The organism is Streptomyces sp. NPDC058880 (assembly GCF_042742535.1).
Classification (GTDB): domain Bacteria; phylum Actinomycetota; class Actinomycetes; order Streptomycetales; family Streptomycetaceae; genus Streptomyces.
In genome coordinates this window covers 188170-205007 of record NZ_JBHYMC010000001.1, presented here as the reverse complement: position 1 = coordinate 205007, position 16838 = coordinate 188170, and the positions used below count along the sequence as shown (strand labels likewise).

Annotated in this window: 12 protein-coding genes; 9 read left to right on the top strand and 3 right to left on the bottom strand. The window is 73.2% G+C overall.

What is annotated here, in order from left to right; translation table 11 throughout:
- Positions 1-38 precede the first annotated feature (38 nt).
- The 4 genes from ACFW2G_RS00910 (at position 39) to ACFW2G_RS00895 (ending at position 4257) form a co-directional block, all read left to right on the top strand.
- The gene (locus ACFW2G_RS00910; protein ID WP_384580152.1) at positions 39-2894 is read left to right on the top strand and encodes an ATP-binding protein; all 2856 of its coding nucleotides are present in this window, start codon (positions 39-41) and stop codon (positions 2892-2894) included.
- 122 nt (positions 2895-3016) lie between these two features.
- On the top strand, positions 3017-3511 hold the full coding sequence (locus ACFW2G_RS00905) for a maleylpyruvate isomerase family mycothiol-dependent enzyme (protein ID WP_384444721.1): 495 nt from the start codon (positions 3017-3019) through the stop codon (positions 3509-3511).
- A gap of 4 nt (positions 3512-3515) precedes the next feature.
- Positions 3516-3680, top strand: coding sequence for a hypothetical protein (locus tag ACFW2G_RS00900; protein ID WP_384444719.1), 165 nt, complete (start codon positions 3516-3518; stop codon positions 3678-3680).
- A 76-nt stretch (positions 3681-3756) separates the two neighbouring features.
- Positions 3757-4257: a hypothetical protein gene (locus tag ACFW2G_RS00895; RefSeq protein WP_030030746.1), complete on the top strand. Its 501-nt coding sequence runs from the start codon at positions 3757-3759 to the stop codon at positions 4255-4257.
- A 91-nt stretch (positions 4258-4348) separates the two neighbouring features.
- Here ACFW2G_RS00895 and kstD read toward each other — a convergent pair whose 3' ends face one another.
- The gene (kstD, locus tag ACFW2G_RS00890) at positions 4349-6142 is read right to left on the bottom strand and encodes a 3-oxosteroid 1-dehydrogenase (RefSeq protein ID WP_384444717.1); all 1794 of its coding nucleotides are present in this window, start codon (positions 6140-6142) and stop codon (positions 4349-4351) included.
- Positions 6143-6376: 234 nt separating this feature from the next.
- Positions 6377-7501: an aminoglycoside phosphotransferase family protein gene (locus ACFW2G_RS00885; RefSeq protein WP_384580154.1), complete on the bottom strand. Its 1125-nt coding sequence runs from the start codon at positions 7499-7501 to the stop codon at positions 6377-6379.
- A 229-nt stretch (positions 7502-7730) separates the two neighbouring features.
- On the opposite strand from ACFW2G_RS00885, the gene ACFW2G_RS00880 reads away from it, so the two are divergent.
- Complete coding sequence (locus ACFW2G_RS00880) at positions 7731-9230, top strand: hypothetical protein (protein WP_037921988.1); 1500 nt, start codon at positions 7731-7733, stop codon at positions 9228-9230.
- Positions 9231-9451: 221 nt separating this feature from the next.
- Here ACFW2G_RS00880 and ACFW2G_RS00875 read toward each other — a convergent pair whose 3' ends face one another.
- Entirely contained in the window at positions 9452-10873 is a 1422-nt protein-coding gene (locus ACFW2G_RS00875; RefSeq protein ID WP_384444714.1) for a PP2C family protein-serine/threonine phosphatase, read from the bottom strand.
- Positions 10874-10995: 122 nt separating this feature from the next.
- Between ACFW2G_RS00875 and ACFW2G_RS00870 the strand changes: the two genes are divergently transcribed.
- The 4 genes from ACFW2G_RS00870 (at position 10996) to ACFW2G_RS00855 (ending at position 16800) form a co-directional block, all read left to right on the top strand.
- Positions 10996-12522, top strand: coding sequence for a molybdopterin cofactor-binding domain-containing protein (locus ACFW2G_RS00870; protein WP_384680810.1), 1527 nt, complete (start codon positions 10996-10998; stop codon positions 12520-12522).
- Between the two features lie 184 nt (positions 12523-12706).
- Entirely contained in the window at positions 12707-13162 is a 456-nt protein-coding gene (locus ACFW2G_RS00865; protein WP_384580158.1) for a (2Fe-2S)-binding protein, read from the top strand.
- 170 nt (positions 13163-13332) lie between these two features.
- Complete coding sequence (locus ACFW2G_RS00860; RefSeq protein ID WP_384444710.1) at positions 13333-14799, top strand: helix-turn-helix domain-containing protein; 1467 nt, start codon at positions 13333-13335, stop codon at positions 14797-14799.
- Between the two features lie 51 nt (positions 14800-14850).
- Complete coding sequence (locus tag ACFW2G_RS00855) at positions 14851-16800, top strand: APC family permease (RefSeq protein ID WP_384580160.1); 1950 nt, start codon at positions 14851-14853, stop codon at positions 16798-16800.
- Positions 16801-16838 lie beyond the last annotated feature (38 nt).

Below are 16838 nucleotides of genomic sequence, written 5' to 3'. Positions count from 1 at the left end.
ACGCTGATCTCCCGGAACAGGCCTGGGGGGTACCAGCCATGACGGACCACCGGACGCGCACACGGCGCACCATGGTCGAACGCGACGCCGAACTCGCCATCGTCGAAGAGGCCCTGGAGCGGCTCACCGGTCCCGGGCCCGACGCCGGCGGCGCGCTGCTGGCCTTCTCCGGCCCCGCCGGCCTCGGCAAGACCACCCTGCTCGCCGAGCTGCGCCGCCGCGCACACGCCCGCTCCTGCACCGTCCTCGCCGCCCGCGGCGGCGAACAGGAGCAGAGCCAGCCCTTCCACGTCGCCCGCCAGCTCATCCAGCCCCAGCTCGCCGGCACCTCCGAACCGGAACTGCGCGCCGCCCTCGGCGGCTGGTACTCCATCGTCGGCCCCGCCCTCGGACTCTGCGCCCCCGAACAGGGCGCCCCGCCCGACCCGCAGGGCCTGCGCGACGGCCTCGACTGGATCCTCACCCACCTCGTCGTCAAGCGCGCCCCCGTCACCCTCGTCCTCGACGACGCGCACTGGGCCGACCCCGAGTCGCTGAGCTGGCTCGCCGCCTTCGCCCCGCGCGCCGAACACCTGCCGCTGCTCCTCGTCGTCGCCTACCGCCCCGACGAACTGCCCGCGCACGCCGACGCCTTCCGCACCCTGCCCGGCCGCGCGGGGCACCGCCCCCTGCCGCTCTCCCCGCTCACCCCGGCCGCCGTCGCGGCGCTCGTCCGCGGGGTCATCGGCGACCACGCCGACGACGCCTTCTGCCAAGAGGCCTGGAACGTCACCGCAGGCAATCCCTTCGAAGCCGTCGAACTCACCGCCAAGGTCCGCGGCAGGGGGCTGCGCCCCGTCCAGGAGAACGCTGCCCAGCTGGCCGACCTCGCCGCCGCCCAGCGCGGCAGCGGCCTCGTCGCCCGCCTCGAACGCCTCGGCCCCTCCACCGTCCGCTTCGCCTGGGCCTGCGCCGTCCTCGGCACCGCCATCCCGCAGGACATAGCCGCCAGGGTCGCCGCCCTCGGCACCGAGGAGGCCGCAGGCGCCACCGCACGCCTGCGGGACGCCCGCATCCTGTCGGCCGCCGGAACCACGCCGGGCCATGAACCGGAAACCGGACTGGAGTTCGTCCACCCCCTCATCGCCACCGCCATCTACCGCGCCATCCCCGACGCGCTGCGCGTCGCCCTGCACGGGAAGGCCGCCGCGGCCGTCGTCGACGCGGGACTGGGCTCCTCCGCCGCAGCCCGCCACCTGCTGGAGACCCACCCCGAGAACGACCCCTGGGTGGTGCGCACCCTGCGCGAGGCGGCCGCGGAGAACCTCCGCGCCGGAGCCCCGGACGCCGCCCGCCGCCAGCTCGCCCGCGCCCTGCGCGAGCCACCCGACTTCGACGAACGCGCCGCCGTCCTCTACGAACTGGGCTGCGCCTCCCTGCTGACCGAGCCCGCCAACACCGTCAACCACCTGCGGGCGGCCCTCACCGAATCCTTCGACGACCCCGCCCTGCGCCAGGGCATCGTCATCCGGCTCGCCCAGGTCCTCGCGCACAGCGACCGCCTCGCCGAGGCCTCGGAATGCCTGGCCCGCGAGATCGCCCAGACCCCGGACGTACGGGCCCGACTGCGCCTACAGTCCGAGCAGTTCATGTGGGACGCCTTCAACGCCGCCGAGACCGACTCCCCGGCCCGGTCCCGGCGCCTCACCCGGCTCGCCGACCGCCTCACCGGCCGCGACCTCACCGAGCGGTACGTGATCGCACTGCGCGCCTGGGACGCCTGCCTGCGCGGCGAGCCGGTCGACGTGGTGCTGCACCACGCCGGCCGGGTGCTGGAGCAGCCCTTCAGCTGGGCCCACGAGGACCGCGGCTTCGAAGTACCCGTACTGGCCGCGATGGTCCACATGTACGCCGACCGACCCGGCCGCGCGGAGGAGCTGTTCGAGGCCGGTACCGCCGAGTTCGAGCGCCAGGGCTGGCGCGGGGCCCACCTGTCCTTCGCGTACAGCCTGCGCGCCTACATCCGCTACCGGCGGGGACGGCTCGTGGAGGCCGAGGAACTGGCCCGGTCCGGCCTGCGGCTCGCCGAACGGGTGGGCCGGCGCACCCCCGTCCACTGGTACGCCATCGCGATCCTCCTCACGACACTGCTCGCCCGCGGCCGCGTCGACGAGGCCTGGGAGCTGGCCCAGGAGCACGAGTTCGGCGCGCCCTTCCCGGCCGCCGTGGTCTTCCCCGACTCGCAGACCGTCTACGCCGAACTGCTGCTCGCCCGGGGCGAGGCACGGGCCGCGATCGCCGAACTGGAGGCGGTGGAGCGGCGGCTGACCCCGCGCGGGATCCAGAACCCGGCCTGGTGCCCGTGGCAGCTGCACCTCGCGCGGGCCGTCGTCGCGGACGATCCGCAGCGGGCCCGCGCCCTGGCCGCCGACGCCGTCCGGCGGGCCAGGGCCTTCGGTGCCCCCTCCGCCATCGGCCAGGCCCTCAGGGTCGCGGCGGAGGTCGCCGCCCCACAGGACCGGACAGCACTCCTCCGGGAAGCCGTCACCCTGCTTTCGGCGGCACCCGCCGGATACGAACTCGCCCGCGCCCTGAACGCGCTCGGCTACGGGCTGCGCGACGCGGACCTGCTGACCGCGGCCGTGGTCACGGCCCGGGAGTGCGGCGCGGACGCACTGGCGGAAGAGGCCACCGAGACGCTGCTGGGCCTCGGCGGCACGCTGCCCGGCGGGTCGCCCCGGGTGGACTGGGTCACCGAGGAGGAGATCCGGGCCGCGGACCGGGCCGTGCGTCACGGCAAGGACCCCGAGCCGGCGTCACCCGACTGGGTGCTGTCCGCGGCCTGCCGCAAACTCGGCACCGACCGGTCCGGGCTGCGCGCCGCACTGGAGTCGTTCGCCCGTAGCTCAACGTGAGCGGGGCCGCCTCCCGGCGGGCAGGGTCACCCCATGGACCACACCGACAGAATCCCTCTGTTCCGGGCCGAGGCGGCGGCCTTCGAGGCGGCGGTCCGCCGGTCTGCGACCAGGGCGATCCGGTGCCGGAGGTTCCCGCGGGCCCCGGCTGGACGGTCACCGACCTGGTCCGCCATCTCGGCGGAGTGCACCGCTTCCTCGCGCACGTACTGCGTGGACGGCTCACCGTCCCACCCGACCCGGCCGGGCTCGACCTCCCTGCGGTCCCCGACGCTCCGGGAGGGCCGGCCGACTGGTTCGCCCGGGGCGCCCACGAGCTCGTGGAGATCTCGCACGAGCTGGGGACGGACACCCCCGTGTGGATCTGGTCGGCGGAGCAGACCTCTGGCTTCTGGCTGCGGATGCAGTGGATCGAGCCGGCCGTCCACCGGTGGGACGCCGAATCGGCGATGGGCACCCCGCTCCGCTCGCGGCCGCCGTGGACGCCGTCCCCCAGCCCCTCGACGTCATGGCCCCGGCCCGCCGCGCCTGGCAGCAGGCGCCGCCGGGTACGGGGAAAAGTACCGCTTCCGGTGTACGGACGGTCCGCAGTCCTGGACCGTCCTCCTCTCGGGTGACCAGGTGCTGCGCGACCCTGGATCCACCGGGCCGGTCGCCGTCGAGGCCGCCGGTCCTGCCGCGGACCTGGCCCTCTTCCTCCGGCGGCGCGTCCCGCCCTCCGTCCTGCACGCCATGGGCGACACCCGCCTGCTCCGGCACTGGTTCACCCTGGTCCCGCCCGTCTGAGGGGCCCGCCCGCGCACCGCGGCGGGATGAGGGGCCCCCGGGCCGTGAAACCCCCGCGGCCACGTACCATGGCCGCATGTCCTTCCTCCGCCGCCACCGCGCCGCCACACCCGCCGGCCCGGACTTCGATGTCCTGGCCATGGACCCGGGGGACTGGCCGGGCAATCTCGGGGCCGGGCTGCTGCCCGCGCCCGACGGCAGCTGCCAGGGGGTCTTCCTCCGCTACGACCTGTTCGGCGGACGCGGCCCCGCGATGATCATCGGAAACCTCCCCGAGGGCTCCCCGGCCCGGGACCTCACCGACGGCCAGGTCCCCTTCGAGGTGGCCCAGCTCCTCGACGCGCTGGAGAACGACGAGGACGTCGAGGTCACCGGTGTCGAGGACTGCCCCGTCATGCAGGGCGACAACCTCCTCATCGTCCGGAAGATCAAGCTGTCGGAGTCCCGCATCTCCTGCGTCCAGTTCGACCGCAGCGACAACGTGCTGGTCACCATCGCCAGCTGGGACCGCCCGATCACCGACGACCTCTACGCGCTCCTGAAGCCGCTCCCCGCCGAGCTCTTCCAGCAGGGCTGACCCCACCGGTTCCCCCGACCGGCCCCGCGGGTTCCCCGGAGCGACCCCGCGAGGCGACCGGTGGCGAGCCCGCGCGGTCGGCGCCACCCGATCACGCGTCCGCGATGTCGTTCGCCGCCACGTAGCCGAACGTCATCGCGGGGCCGATCGTCGACCCGGCGCCCGCGTAGCTGTGGCCCATCACCGCGGCACTGGCGTTGCCCGCCGCATAGAGGCCCCGGATCACCGAACCGTCCGGGCGCAGCGCCCGGGCCCGCGCGTCCGTGACGATGCCGCCCTTGGTGCCGAGATCACCGGGCACGATCTTGAACGCGTAGAAGGGCGGGACCCAGATCGGCGCCAGGCACGAATTCGGCTGGACGTTCGGGTCCGTGTAGTAGTGGTCGTACGCGGTGTCACCCCGATGGAAATCGGGATCGGTGCCGTTCCACGCCTGCGCGTTGAACCGCCCCAGCGTCGCTCGCAGGGCCGCCGCCGGCACGCCGATCCGGCCCGCCAGCGCGTCCCACGTCCACGCCTTGTGCGCCGCACCCGCCTCGTACCACGAGTCCGGGAAGGGCAGCGTCGGCAGGATGTCCTTGAACAGGTACTTGTTGCGGTAGTGCTGATCCACGATCAGCCACGCCGGGATGTGCGAACCGGTCGCGCCGCGGTCCTTCTCGTACATCACGTGCACCACATCGCTGTACGGGGCCGCCTCGTTGACGAACCGCGTCCCGTGGGCGTTCACGATCAGCCCGCCCGGGAGGGTCCGTTCGGCCAGGCAGAAGTACGGCTCCCCGGGCAGCGGGATCGACGGCCCCCACCACGCGTCCTCCATCAACGCCAGCGACGCCCCGGCCCGCCGGCCCGCCAGGATGCCGTCGCCCGTGTTCTCCTTCGCGCCCACCGACCACTGGGTGCCAATCGGCTGCTGCTGGTACTGCGCCCGCATCGCCGCGTTGTGCTCGAAGCCACCCGATCCGACGATCACCCCCTTGCGGGCGCGTACGACGCCGCGCGCACCCTCCTTGTCCACCACCACACCGGTGACGGCACCCCCCTCCTGGACCAGGTCCACCAGAGGACTGTTCAGCCACAGCGGTACTCCGGCGCGCTGGAGCCCGGCCCGCAGCCCGGCCGCCAGGGCCTGGCCCATCGTCAGCGGCTTCTCGCCGCGCAGGGCCGCCTTCGTACCGCGCGCCAGACACTCGGCGGACACGGCCAGGCCCCGCGCGCTCACCGCCGCGAGGTTCAGCCACTTGTAGTCCTGGCCGAAGACCACCATCCCGGCCGGCACCGGCATGTACGCCGGGTTCAGGCGGGCCAGTTCACCGCCCAGGATGTTGCCGTCGATCTGGTCGGGCTCGATGGACCGGCCGTTCGGCAGTCCGCCCGGCAGGTCAGGGTAGTAGTCGCTGTACCCCTCCATGAAGCGGAACCGCAGCGGGCTGTTGGCCATCACGAAGTCCAGCATGCGCGGGCCGTTGGCGAGGAACGCGGCCTGGCGGTCGGCCGGTACCTCGGGCCCGACGACGGCCGCCAGGTACGTCGCCGCCTTCTGCGGGGTGTCGGGTACGCCCGCGGCCAGGATGACCGCATTGTTGGGCAGCCAGATTCCGGCCCCCGAACGCGCGGCCGACCCGCCGAACGTGGGGGCCTTCTCGATCACCAGGACAGTCAGTCCGCGCCTCGCGGCGGTGAGCGCGGCCGTCATCCCGGCCGCCCCGGAACCGACCACGACCACGTCGTACTCGCCGAGCAGCGGCTCGGTCTGGACATCCTCGGCCCGGGCCGTGCCGGACGGCAGCACGGCGGCGGCGAGCACCCCGGCCCCGGTGCCGGCGAGGACGGCGCGTCTGGACGGGAGGGGGGCGGGGGAGGTGCGTGAAGCGCTTGCGGACATGGGCAGGCTCCAGCGGAGTGGGGAGGAGTGGATCACTCCAGCATGTCTGATGCTGAGTCAGAAAAGGTGTTCGGGGGATCATGTGATGTCAAGCCATCCGGCATCCCGCATCCGGGCCCGAGGCCGGTCGCCCAGCCCGCGCCGACGGGGCCTCGCGCGGCACCCCGGGCCGTGAACGAGCGAAGTCCCGTGGCGGTGGGAGCCACGGGACTTCGCGTTCAGGGGGAGAGCGGGTCAGCGGGTGCCCACCGCCGCGCGGACCGCTCTGCGGGCCATGCCCGCGTCGTCGTGCAGGCGGCGGAGCAGCAGTCGCTGCTCCTCCCCGGAGGACAGGGCGCCGGCCGCCAGCGGCTGGGCCGGGGCGGTCGCCAGCATCGAGCGCTGCACCGCCGTCTCGGACATCCGGATCTCCCGGGTCAGTACCAGCATCAGGTTGATCAGGAAGGCGTCCCGGGCCACCGGGCCGGCCGACTGCGCCAGCCGGCTGATCTGGGCGCGGGCGGCGGGCGCGTCACCGAGCACCGCCCACAGGGTGGCGAGGTCGTAGCCGGGCAGGTACCAGCCCGCGTGCTCCCAGTCGAGCAGCACCGGACCGGCGGGGGACAGCAGCAGGTTCGACAGCAGCGCGTCGCCGTGGTTGAACTGGAGAGCCGCCCCGGCCAGCTTGACCCCGCGCAGCAGCTTCTGCAGGTCGCCGAGGTCCCGGTCGGTGAGCAGACCCAGCTCGTAGTCGCGGGCGATCCGCCGCGCGTAGTTCATCGGGGTTCCGAACAACTCGGCCGACGGCCGCCACTGGTTGACCCGGCACACCGCGCCCAGCGCGGCCCGGAGGTCGACCCGCGGCGGCGGCTCCACCGGGTGCCGCTGCAGCGCCGCGACCCGGCCCGCCATCCGCTCCACCACCAGGGTGCAGTTCTCCGGGTCGGCGGCGATCAGCCGCGGCACCCGAACCGGTGGGCGGTGCCGGACGAACGCCCGGTACGCCGCTATTTCGTGCCGGTAGCGTTCACGCCACTCCGGGGAGTGGTCCAGTAAAACCTTCGCGACGGCGGTCATCCGTCCGGTCGTGCCCACCAGAAGGACCGAACGGCCGCTGCGCCGCAGCACCTGCACCGGCGCGAACTCCGGACAGATCCGGTGCACCGAGGCGAGCGCGGTGCGCAGTTGCGCCCCCTGCGGCCCGGAGAGGTCGATTCTTCCGCTGACGGGCTGCGATCCCGTACCCGGCATCCGCCGCGCCCGGACAGTGCCCTGCGCCGGGGCCGACGGGCGGCCGGGGGCGAGGTAGGGGCCGCCGCCGACGGGGAGCGTGCGGTGCGACCGGACCGGTGCGGACACGGAGGACGGTGCTGCGTACATGGTGATACGGATCCCTTCGTGCGCCGACGAGTTGCGTACGCCACCCCGCCGATCCCGTACTTCACCCTGGGGAGTTCCGCCGGTGACCGGGGCGGGGAGGCGCATTCCTACCTGACACCCGGCGCAAGGTGGCGAACCATCGGGCGTGCCCTGGCGAAGCCTGGCGAATAGTCGCTGGGCATCTGACGGGGGGCTACTGTCAACTCAGCCGAGAACCTGGGGGCTTGACGTGAGCAAAGGTCCAAACACCCGCTTGAACGACCTGTTCGGCCTGGCCGGCTGGTCGAAGGGCGAACTGGCGAGGATGGTGAACCGGCAGGCGGCGGCCATGGGCCACCCACAGCTGGCCACCGACACCTCCCGGGTGCGGCGCTGGATCGATATGGGGGAGAGCCCCCGCGAGCCGGTGCCCACGGTACTGGCAGCCCTGTTCACCGAGCGGCTCGGTCGTGTCGTGACCATCGAGGACCTCGGGTTCGTACGGCAGCGGCGCACCTCCAGACGGCAGCCGGACGGGGTTCGCGAGAACCCCGACGGCATGCCGTGGGCGCCCGAACGCACAGCCGCGGTCCTCACCGAATTCACGGGAATGGACCTCATGCTCAACCGTCGCGGTCTGATGGGCGCGGGTGCGGTGCTCACCGCCGGCTCCGCCCTCACCAACGCCATGTACGACTGGCTGCACACCGCCCCCGCCCCGTCGATGCGGGCCCCCGGGCGCTTCGGCGACTCCTTCCAGGCCGACCCAGCGGGATACGACCGCTACGAGGCCGCCCCGATCGGGTCCCAGGAGATCGAGGCGCTGGAGCGCTCCGTCGAGGTGTTCCGGGCCTGGGACGCCTCCAGGGGCGGCGGGCTGCAGCGCAAGGCCGTGGTCGGCCAGCTCAACGAGGTGGGCGGGATGCTCGCCTACCACCACCCCGACCACCTCCAGCGGCGGCTGTGGGGGGTGGCGGCCAACCTGGCGGTCCTCGCCGGCTGGATGTCGCACGACGTGGGACTGGAGCCCACGGCGCAGAAGTACTTCGTCATCGCCGCACACGCGGCCCGTGAGGGCGGCGACCGCCCGCGCGCGGGGGAGGCGCTCTCCCGCGCCGCCCGCCAGATGGTCCACCTCGGCAAGCCGCACGAGGCCCTGGACCTGATGAAGCTCGCCAAGTCCGGGTCCGGCGAGCAGACTCTCCCACGCACCCGTGCCATGCTGCACACCATCGAGGCCTGGGCGCAGGCCGCCATGGGCAAGGGCCAGGCGATGCGCCGGACCCTGGGCGAGGCCGAGGAGCTCTTCGTCTCCGACAAGGGCGATGTGCCGCCGCCGAGCTGGATGCAGCACTTCGACGAAGCGGACCTGCACGGCATGCAGGCGCTCGCCTACCGGACCCTCGCCGACCATGACGCCACGGCGGCTCCGGTCGCCGCGCGCCATGCCAAGGAGGCCCTGCGGCTACGGGGTGAGGGCTACCAGCGCTCGCAGATCTTCGACTACATCTCCATGGCTTCCGCCTGCTTCATCGCCGACGAGCCGGAACAGGCGGACCGCTACGCGCGCCTCGCCCTGGTCTCGATGAACGAGACCTCCTCGCACCGGACGTGGGACCGGTTGCGCGAGATGTACCGGCTCACCGCGCAGTACGCCGGTTACGCGCGCATCGAGGACCTGCGTCAGGAGATCAAGCTGGCGCTCCCCGACGCCCCGGCGCCAAGTGGCCGGCCGGCCACGGGCGTGTAGGCCCCGGCCGCCCCGCCCACGGGTTCCGCATGCCCGCCACGCCCCCCCGCGCGGCCGGTACCAGGACGAGACCGGCAGGTCGGGACCGGGTACGCCGACGACAGCAACAGGTACGCCGCAAGGCGCTGTGCCCACAGGTACGCAGACGCGAAGGGCCGCGCCCTCCGGCGCGGCCCCGAAGTCCCCACGATCGGCTCCGCGGCCGGCCGTGACCGGACCGGCTATCCGGCGACGCGGGCGACCAGCACGCAGGCGTCGTCCTCCCGCTCGTTCTCGGTGAACTCCTCGATCACGAGCCGCATACAGTCCTGCGCCGACCGCGCCGCACAGAGCCGCGGCGCGAGGGCCAGCAGCCGCTCGGTCCCGTCCGCCCGGCTGAACTCGATGCTGCGCGGTGTCAGGCCGTCGGTGTGCAGGACCAGCAGGTCGCCCACCTCCAGCCGCTCCTCGGCCTGTCCGTACGAGGCCCCTGAGGTCGCGCCCAGCAGCACGCCCTCCGGCGGGGTCAGGGCGCGGCCCGAACCACGGCGGAACAGCAGGGGGGCGGGGTGGCCTGCCTGGGCCCAGGACAGTACCCGGCGCGCGGGATCGTAGCGGCAGCAGACGGCCGAGCCGAGCGCGGGCTGGACGGAGGTCTCCAGGAGCTGGTTGAGCCATCCCATCAGCGGGCCCGGCGCGATCCCGGCCATGGCCATACCGCGCAGGGCGCCCAGCATCATCGCCATTCCGGAGGTGGCCGTCACACCGTGCCCGGTGAGGTCGCCGACCGTCAGCATCGATCCGCCGTCGGGGAGTTCGAGTGCGTCGTACCAGTCCCCGCCGATCAGCGCGCTGGTCGCGGAGGGCAGGTAGTGCGCGGCCACGTCCAGCGTGCCGGTGTCGCTGTGCGGGAACCGCAGGGAGCCGCGCCACGGGGGGAGCACGGCTTCCTGCAGCTCGACCGCCAGCCGGTGCTCGGTCTGCGCGATCTCCCGCTGGCGCTGCAGCGAGTCACGGGACTCGCGCACCGCCCGCTGGCTCCGGCGCAGTTCACTCACGTCCCGCAGTACGGCCCACATGGAGGCCGCACAGCCGTCGGAGTCGAGTACCGGCTCGCCCCTCATGTGTAACGTCCGGACCCGGCCGTCGGCCCGGACGATGCGGAACTCGCCGTCGATGGGCCTGCCGTCCACGAGGCAGGCGGTGACCCACGCGGTGAGCAGCGGCTGGTCTTCCGAGAACAGGGTGGAGCCCAGTTCGTCGAGGGGGAGCGCACCCGACTCGGGGGACCGGCCGAAGATCTGGAACAGCTCGTCGGACCAGTGGACCTCGTCCGTCAGCAGGTTCCACTCGGCGCTGCCGACGCGGGTCTGGGCCTCAGGTGCCACTTCCGGCGCCGCCCGCGGGAACGCCACCGCCTCGGGGACCGGGGGCAGGCCCTCCTTGAGCTGACCGAGGTGCTCGCGGAGGTCATCGAGGTGGTGCACGGCGAGGTCGCACAGCGCGCGCTGCCAGCGGCCCTGGGCGTCGTCGTCGTCCACGACGGTTTCGCGGCGGACCGCGTCCACGTCTCCCCGCAGACGCCGGGTCTGAGAGATCAGTGCGTCCACCGACCCCGGCTCCGGCGGCTGCGCGGGACGGTCCGCGAAGAGGTGGGACGGCATGAGAACTCCGATACAGGCGCGGCACGGCCAAGTCTGAAGGAAGGACCGGTAACGACTGTTGCACAGGCGGCGACACTGTGTAAGGCGTTTGGCAACATCCGCTACGTTCTTGCTTCTGACATATGCCCGAGTCCTGTCGGGCCCTTCGCGACGTGCGAACGAATCCGGTCAGAGGGGGCTCGGCGGCTCGGTGCGCAAGTCGGCCGGTGGGGCGGGTGGTGCGTCCGCGGCAGGTGGCTGGAATTCGGCCACCCATCCCCTGTGGCTCGATCAAACGCCCGATGTGTGCGAGGTGTTCACGCGGACGTGTGCCCGCGGCAGTCGGTTCAGTGCGCGCCTCGCGATACCCCCGAACGGATGACACCTTCCGAGTGGGGCGACGGTCTCGAGGCTTCCCACCGGCCCGCCCGATCGCTACTCTACGTGCCGGTAATAAACCGGAGGCGGTCCGTACGGTCGTCAGCCACGCCCCGATGGAGACCAACTGCGCTGTCGCGGACGTGCGCGACGACCGCGCCGAGATCTGGTCCGGCCTCACGTCACCCGTCGTCGCCCGCCAGACCATCGCCGCCGACCTCGGACTGCCCTTGGACAAGGTGACGGTGCACGTCGTCCAGGCCGGCGGCTCCTTCGGTCGACGGCTCTTCTTCGACGCCGCCCTGGAGGCCGCCCGGGTCTCCAGGGCCTGCCGCCTCCCGGTCAGGCTGATGTGGACCCGGGTGGACGACACCCGCCATGGGCGGATGCGCCCCGCCACCCACCACAAGATCCGCGCCACGCACCTGCTGGGCGAGGTCCTCAGCTTCGAACACCGTGTTGCCGCCGCCGAGACCGACTTCCGGCACGGGCTAGGCGAGATCATCAGCGCGACGGCGGCGCACCTGCCGCCCGGCATCGGCAACGCCACCCTCGCCCAGACCCTGTTCCTGACCACCGTGAAGTCCCCGTACCACTTCGGCCTCACCACCCAGGCGCTCGCCGAGGTGCAGACCGGGATCCCCACCGCCTCGTGGCGCTCGGTGTACTCCGCCAACACGCGCGGGGCCGAGGAGATCATGGTCGACGAACTGGCCGCCGCCACCGGCAGGGACCCGTACCGCTTCCGGCGCACCTTCCTGAAGACCGACGCCCAGCGCGCTGTACTGGACAAGGTGGCGGCGGAGGGCCACTGGGGGCGGGCGATGGAGCCCGGCTGCGCGCAGGGCATCGCCTTCCACGAGGAGTACAAGTCCCGCACGGCCTGCCTCGTCGAGATCGACACCCGCGACCGGCGGCACGTGCGCGTCACCAGGGCCGTCATCGCCGTGGACGTGGGCCTTCCGGTCAACCCGCGCGGGTTGGAGGCCCAGATGGCGGGCGGCCTCACCGACGCGATCTCCACCACGCTGCGCGCCGGACTCCACATCGACAAGGGGCTCCCGATGGAGGGCAGTTACAGCCAATTCCACTGGGCGCAGCAACGCGACACCCCGCGGGACCTGCGCGTCTTCGTGCTCCCCGCCACCGGCGCGGAGCCGGGCGGCGCGGGCGAGCTCGGCGTGCCCGCCGCGGTCGGCGCGATCGCCAACGCATGGGCCCGGGCCACCGGTTCGAAGCCGCGCAGCTTTCCCCTCGACTTCGACGTCGACTTCACCCCCTACCCCCGCTAGTGCTGTGACCGGAAGAGTTCACCGCCTCACGGCCCCCGGCACGGCGCCTCGCTGCGTCGTCGGACCGCGCGAGTACGCCGAGTACGAGCCGCGGCCCTCTCCGCCGTGCGATGCACCGCACCGGACGCCGCGAGCCGGCGCACCCTTCCGGCCACCGCACTGGCCGCAGAGCCAGGAGTACGCCATGCCGTCGCACACCTTCACCGTCAATGGGCGGAGCGTCACCGTGGAGGCGCCCGACGACCTGCCCTTGCTGTGGGTGCTCCGCGACCTACTGGGTGTACGCGGCCCCAAGTACGGCTGCGGGGTGGACGTCTGCAAGGCGTGCACCAGCCACCTCGACGGGGTGGACGTCCGCCCCTGCGTGGTGCCCGTGTCGGCGTGCGCGGGCCGGGCGGTGACGACGATCGAGGGCCTCGCGAACGGGGAGGACCTCCATCCGGTGCAGGAGGCCTGGCTCGAACAGAACGTCGCCCAGTGCGGTTTCTGTCAGCCCGGTCAGATCATGGCCGCCGTCGCGCTGCTCAGGCGCACCAGCGAGCCCACGGACGAGGACATCGACGAGATCGCCAACATCTGCCGGTGCGGCACCTACTTCAGCATCCGGGAGGCCATCCGCAGCGCGGCAGCCAGGATGTGAGCGGCGGATCCCGGCGCCTCCCCCGTGGTGTTTCCTGTGGACCCCGGGACCCGTCCGCTCGTGGACCAACTTATGCGGGAGAGCGCCCGTACGCAGGCTTCGACCTGCCCAGTGAGCGGGCGAGACCGGTATCACAGCGCACAGTGTGCGACGGGTGGTTGAATGCGCCGGTGTCACGGTCCGACGACGTACTGAAAGTCCACCGGCTCGCCCACGGCGGAGGGTCGGCCGCGCTGCTGGAATGGCTCGCCACCCGCCTCGGCGGATGGACCGGGGTGGTGCACTCCGATCCCGCCGCCGAGCACGGCGCCTTCGCCTCGGAAGCAGCCCGGCGGGGGCAGCGGCCGCCCGAGGCCGCCGTCCGCGGCGCCGCCGAGATGAGCGCCCGCGGCGTACGGTCGGCCGTCCTGCACGGCGCCGGATCCGCCACCCTGCTGTTCGCGCTGGACGCCGGGCGCGTGCTGGCCGCCGTACTGCCCGCGTCGCACCCGCCCGACGCGCCCGCGCTGATGGCGGACGCGGCTGTGCCGCTGGCCCTCGTGCTGCGCGCCGAGGACGCGGAGCGGCGGGAGGAGCGCGCCGCCGTCGCCGAGGCGCGCGCCCGCGAAGCCGTGCTCCACCTGCTGATGAACGGCAGGCTCTCCACCGCCCACCAGATCGCCGAGGCGCTGCGGCCGCCGCTGCCCGACCCGATGCGGATGTACATCGCCGAGTGCCGGACCGGCCGGCGCGCCGAAGTGGCGAGGCTGTGCCAGGAGTTGACCGGAGGCCGGGCCTGGATCGTGCGCTGCCCGGTCTACGTGAGCCACCTCATCATCCTGGTGCCCGCCGACGCGGAGGCGGTGTCCGTCGACCACGACCCCCTCGCCGGGGCGCTGGCGGCGGTGGCCCCGGACTGCGCCATCGGGGTCAGCGGGGAAGTCGCCTTGAGCCAGGCGCCGACCGCCTACTCCCAGGCCTTCCACGCCCTGGCGGTCGCCCGCGGCCGCGGTGAACGGCACGCCCGCTTCGGCCCGGGCCCGGAGCTGGCGCTCGCGGCCCACGAGGCCGGGGCCGACTGGGCCGCAGCTCTGCTGGCGCCGCTGCACGCGTACGAGCCCCGGCGTCCGCAGGACCCCGGCGGGCAGGAACTGCGCGCCACCGCCCATGCCTGGCTCGACTTCGGCTCGCACGCCACCCGGCTGCTGAAGGTCCACCGCAACACCCTGTCTGCCAGGATCCGGCTGGTGGAGACGCTGCTCGGACTGGACCTCGCGCGCCTGGGCGACCAGGCGGCGCTCTCGCTGGCGCTGCGGCTGACGCCGGGAGCCGGGCCGGGCGGCGGCGCGCCGGCCCCGGTGGCCGCCTCCGGGCTCGACGCGGTCCTGCGCGATCCGCGGCTGACCGACTGGGCCCGTGCCCACCTGGGCAGGCTGACCGGACCGGAGGCCCCCGCGGGGGCCCGCGCGACCGTCCGCACCTGGCTGGCGCACGACGCCCGGCTCGTTCCGGCCGCGGCCGCGCTCGGGGTCTCCGTACCCGGCGCCCGCAAGCGGCTGGCGCGCATCGAGGCCGTACTGGAGCGTTCGCTGCTGCAGTCCCCGAGCGTCCGGTACGACCTGTGGCTGGCCCACCGGGCCGAGGAGCTCGCCGAGTGACACAGCCCTGCAAAGGGATGTCCACCGGGGGAAATGGACGATCATGCCCGAATGAGGCGAATCCATGCGAAGCGTGTGCTGGTCGGTGAACCCCTCGACACCGCACGGCTCGGCGAGACCCTGCTTCCCAAACGGCTCGCCCTGCCGATCTTCTGCAGCGACCCCCTCTCCTCGGTGGCCTACGCCACCGAGGAGATCCTGCTGATCCTGGCCCTCGGCGGGGTCGCCCTGCTCCACCTCACCTGGTATGCGGCCGCCGCCATCGTCTTCCTGCTCGTCGTCGTCATCGCCTCCTACCGCCAGACCTGCCACGCCTACCCGGGCGGAGGCGGCGCGTACGTCGTCAGCTCCGAGAACCTCGGGCAGACCGCCGCGCTCACCGCGGCCAGCGCCCTCCTCGTCGACTACGTGATGACCGTCGCGGTCTCCGTCGTCTCCGGGGTCTCGGCCATCACCTCGGCGATCCCCGCCCTGACCGAGCACGACGTGGTCCTGTCGGTCGCCTTCGTGGCGCTGCTCACCCTGATGAACCTGCGCGGCGTCCGGGAGTCGGGCCGCGTCTTCGCCGTTCCCACCTACGGCTTCGTGCTCGTCATCTACCTCATGTTCGCCGTCGCCGCCGTACGGCTCGGCACCGGTCAGACCATCCGCGCCGAATCCGCGGACCTGCCGATCGTCGCGGAGGGCACCTACACCGGGCTCGCCCTCGTGCTCCTGGCGATGCGCGCCTTCGCCTCCGGCTGCACCGCGCTCACGGGCGTCGAGGCGATCAGCAACGGCGTCCCCGCCTTCCGCAAGCCCAAGGCGAGGAACGCGGCGACCACCCTTGCCGCGATGGGCTTCCTCTCGGTGACGATGTTCGCCGGCATCACCGCCCTCGCGATGGCCTACGAGGTGCACGTCGCGGCCGACCCCACCGAACTGGGCCTGCCCCCCGGGACCGCGACCTCCACCGCCCTCGCCCAGATCGGCCGGGCCACCTTCGGCAGCTGGCACTTCCTCTTCTACCTGCTCCAGGCCGTCACCGCCGGGGTGCTGATCCTCGCCGCGAACACCGCCTTCAACGGCTTCCCCACGCTCGCCTCGATCCTCGCCAGGGACCGCTACGCGCCCCGCCAGCTCTACAACCGCGGCGACCGGCTCGTCTACTCCAACGGCGTCGTGCTCCTCGCCCTCGCCGCCGTCGCCCTCATCGTGGCCTTCGACGCGGAGCTGACCCGCCTCATCCAGCTCTACATCATCGGCGTGTTCGTCTCCTTCACCCTCTCCCAGTCGGGCATGGTCCGGCACTGGCGCAAGGCGCTCGCCTCGCCCGCCACCCCGCGCGAGGAGCGGGTCCACATCCACCGCAGGCTGGCCATCAACGCGGTGGGCGCCACCCTGACCGCCCTGGTCCTCGTCATCGTCCTCGTCACCAAGTTCACCCACGGGGCCTGGCTGGTCGTCATCGCCATGCCCCTGCTCTTCCTCGGCATGAAGGGAGTGCGCCGCCACTATGACCAGGTCGCCCGGCAGGTGGACGTCGCACCCGGCGGCACGCCGCGTCGGCCCGCCCGCCACCATGTGCTCGTCCTGGTCGCCGCCGTGCACGCGCCCACCCTCAAGGCCATCGGCTACGCGCAGGGGCTGCGCCCCGACACCCTGACCGCGGTGACCGTCGCCGCCGAGGAGGCGGAGGCGGCACGGCTGCGCGAGGCGTGGGAGGAGCACGATCCCGGGCTGCCGCTGAAGATCCTCCACTCGCCCTATCGCGAGGTGGTGGGCCCGATCCTGGCGCACGTCGAGGAACTGGCCGCCGACCCGGCCACGGACATCCTGTCCGTGGTCATCCCGGAGTACGTCGTGGGTCACTGGTGGGAGCAGCCCCTGCACAACCAGAACGCCCTGCGGCTCAAGGCGCGCCTGCTGTTCACGCCGGGCGTCGCCGTCATCGACGTGCCGTTCCTGCTGGAGTCGGCGAGGCAACGGAAGGCGGCGGGGGCCGCCGGGCGGGAAGGGTAGCGGGCGCAGGCCCCCGGGGGAGGCCGGAGAGGCCGGGG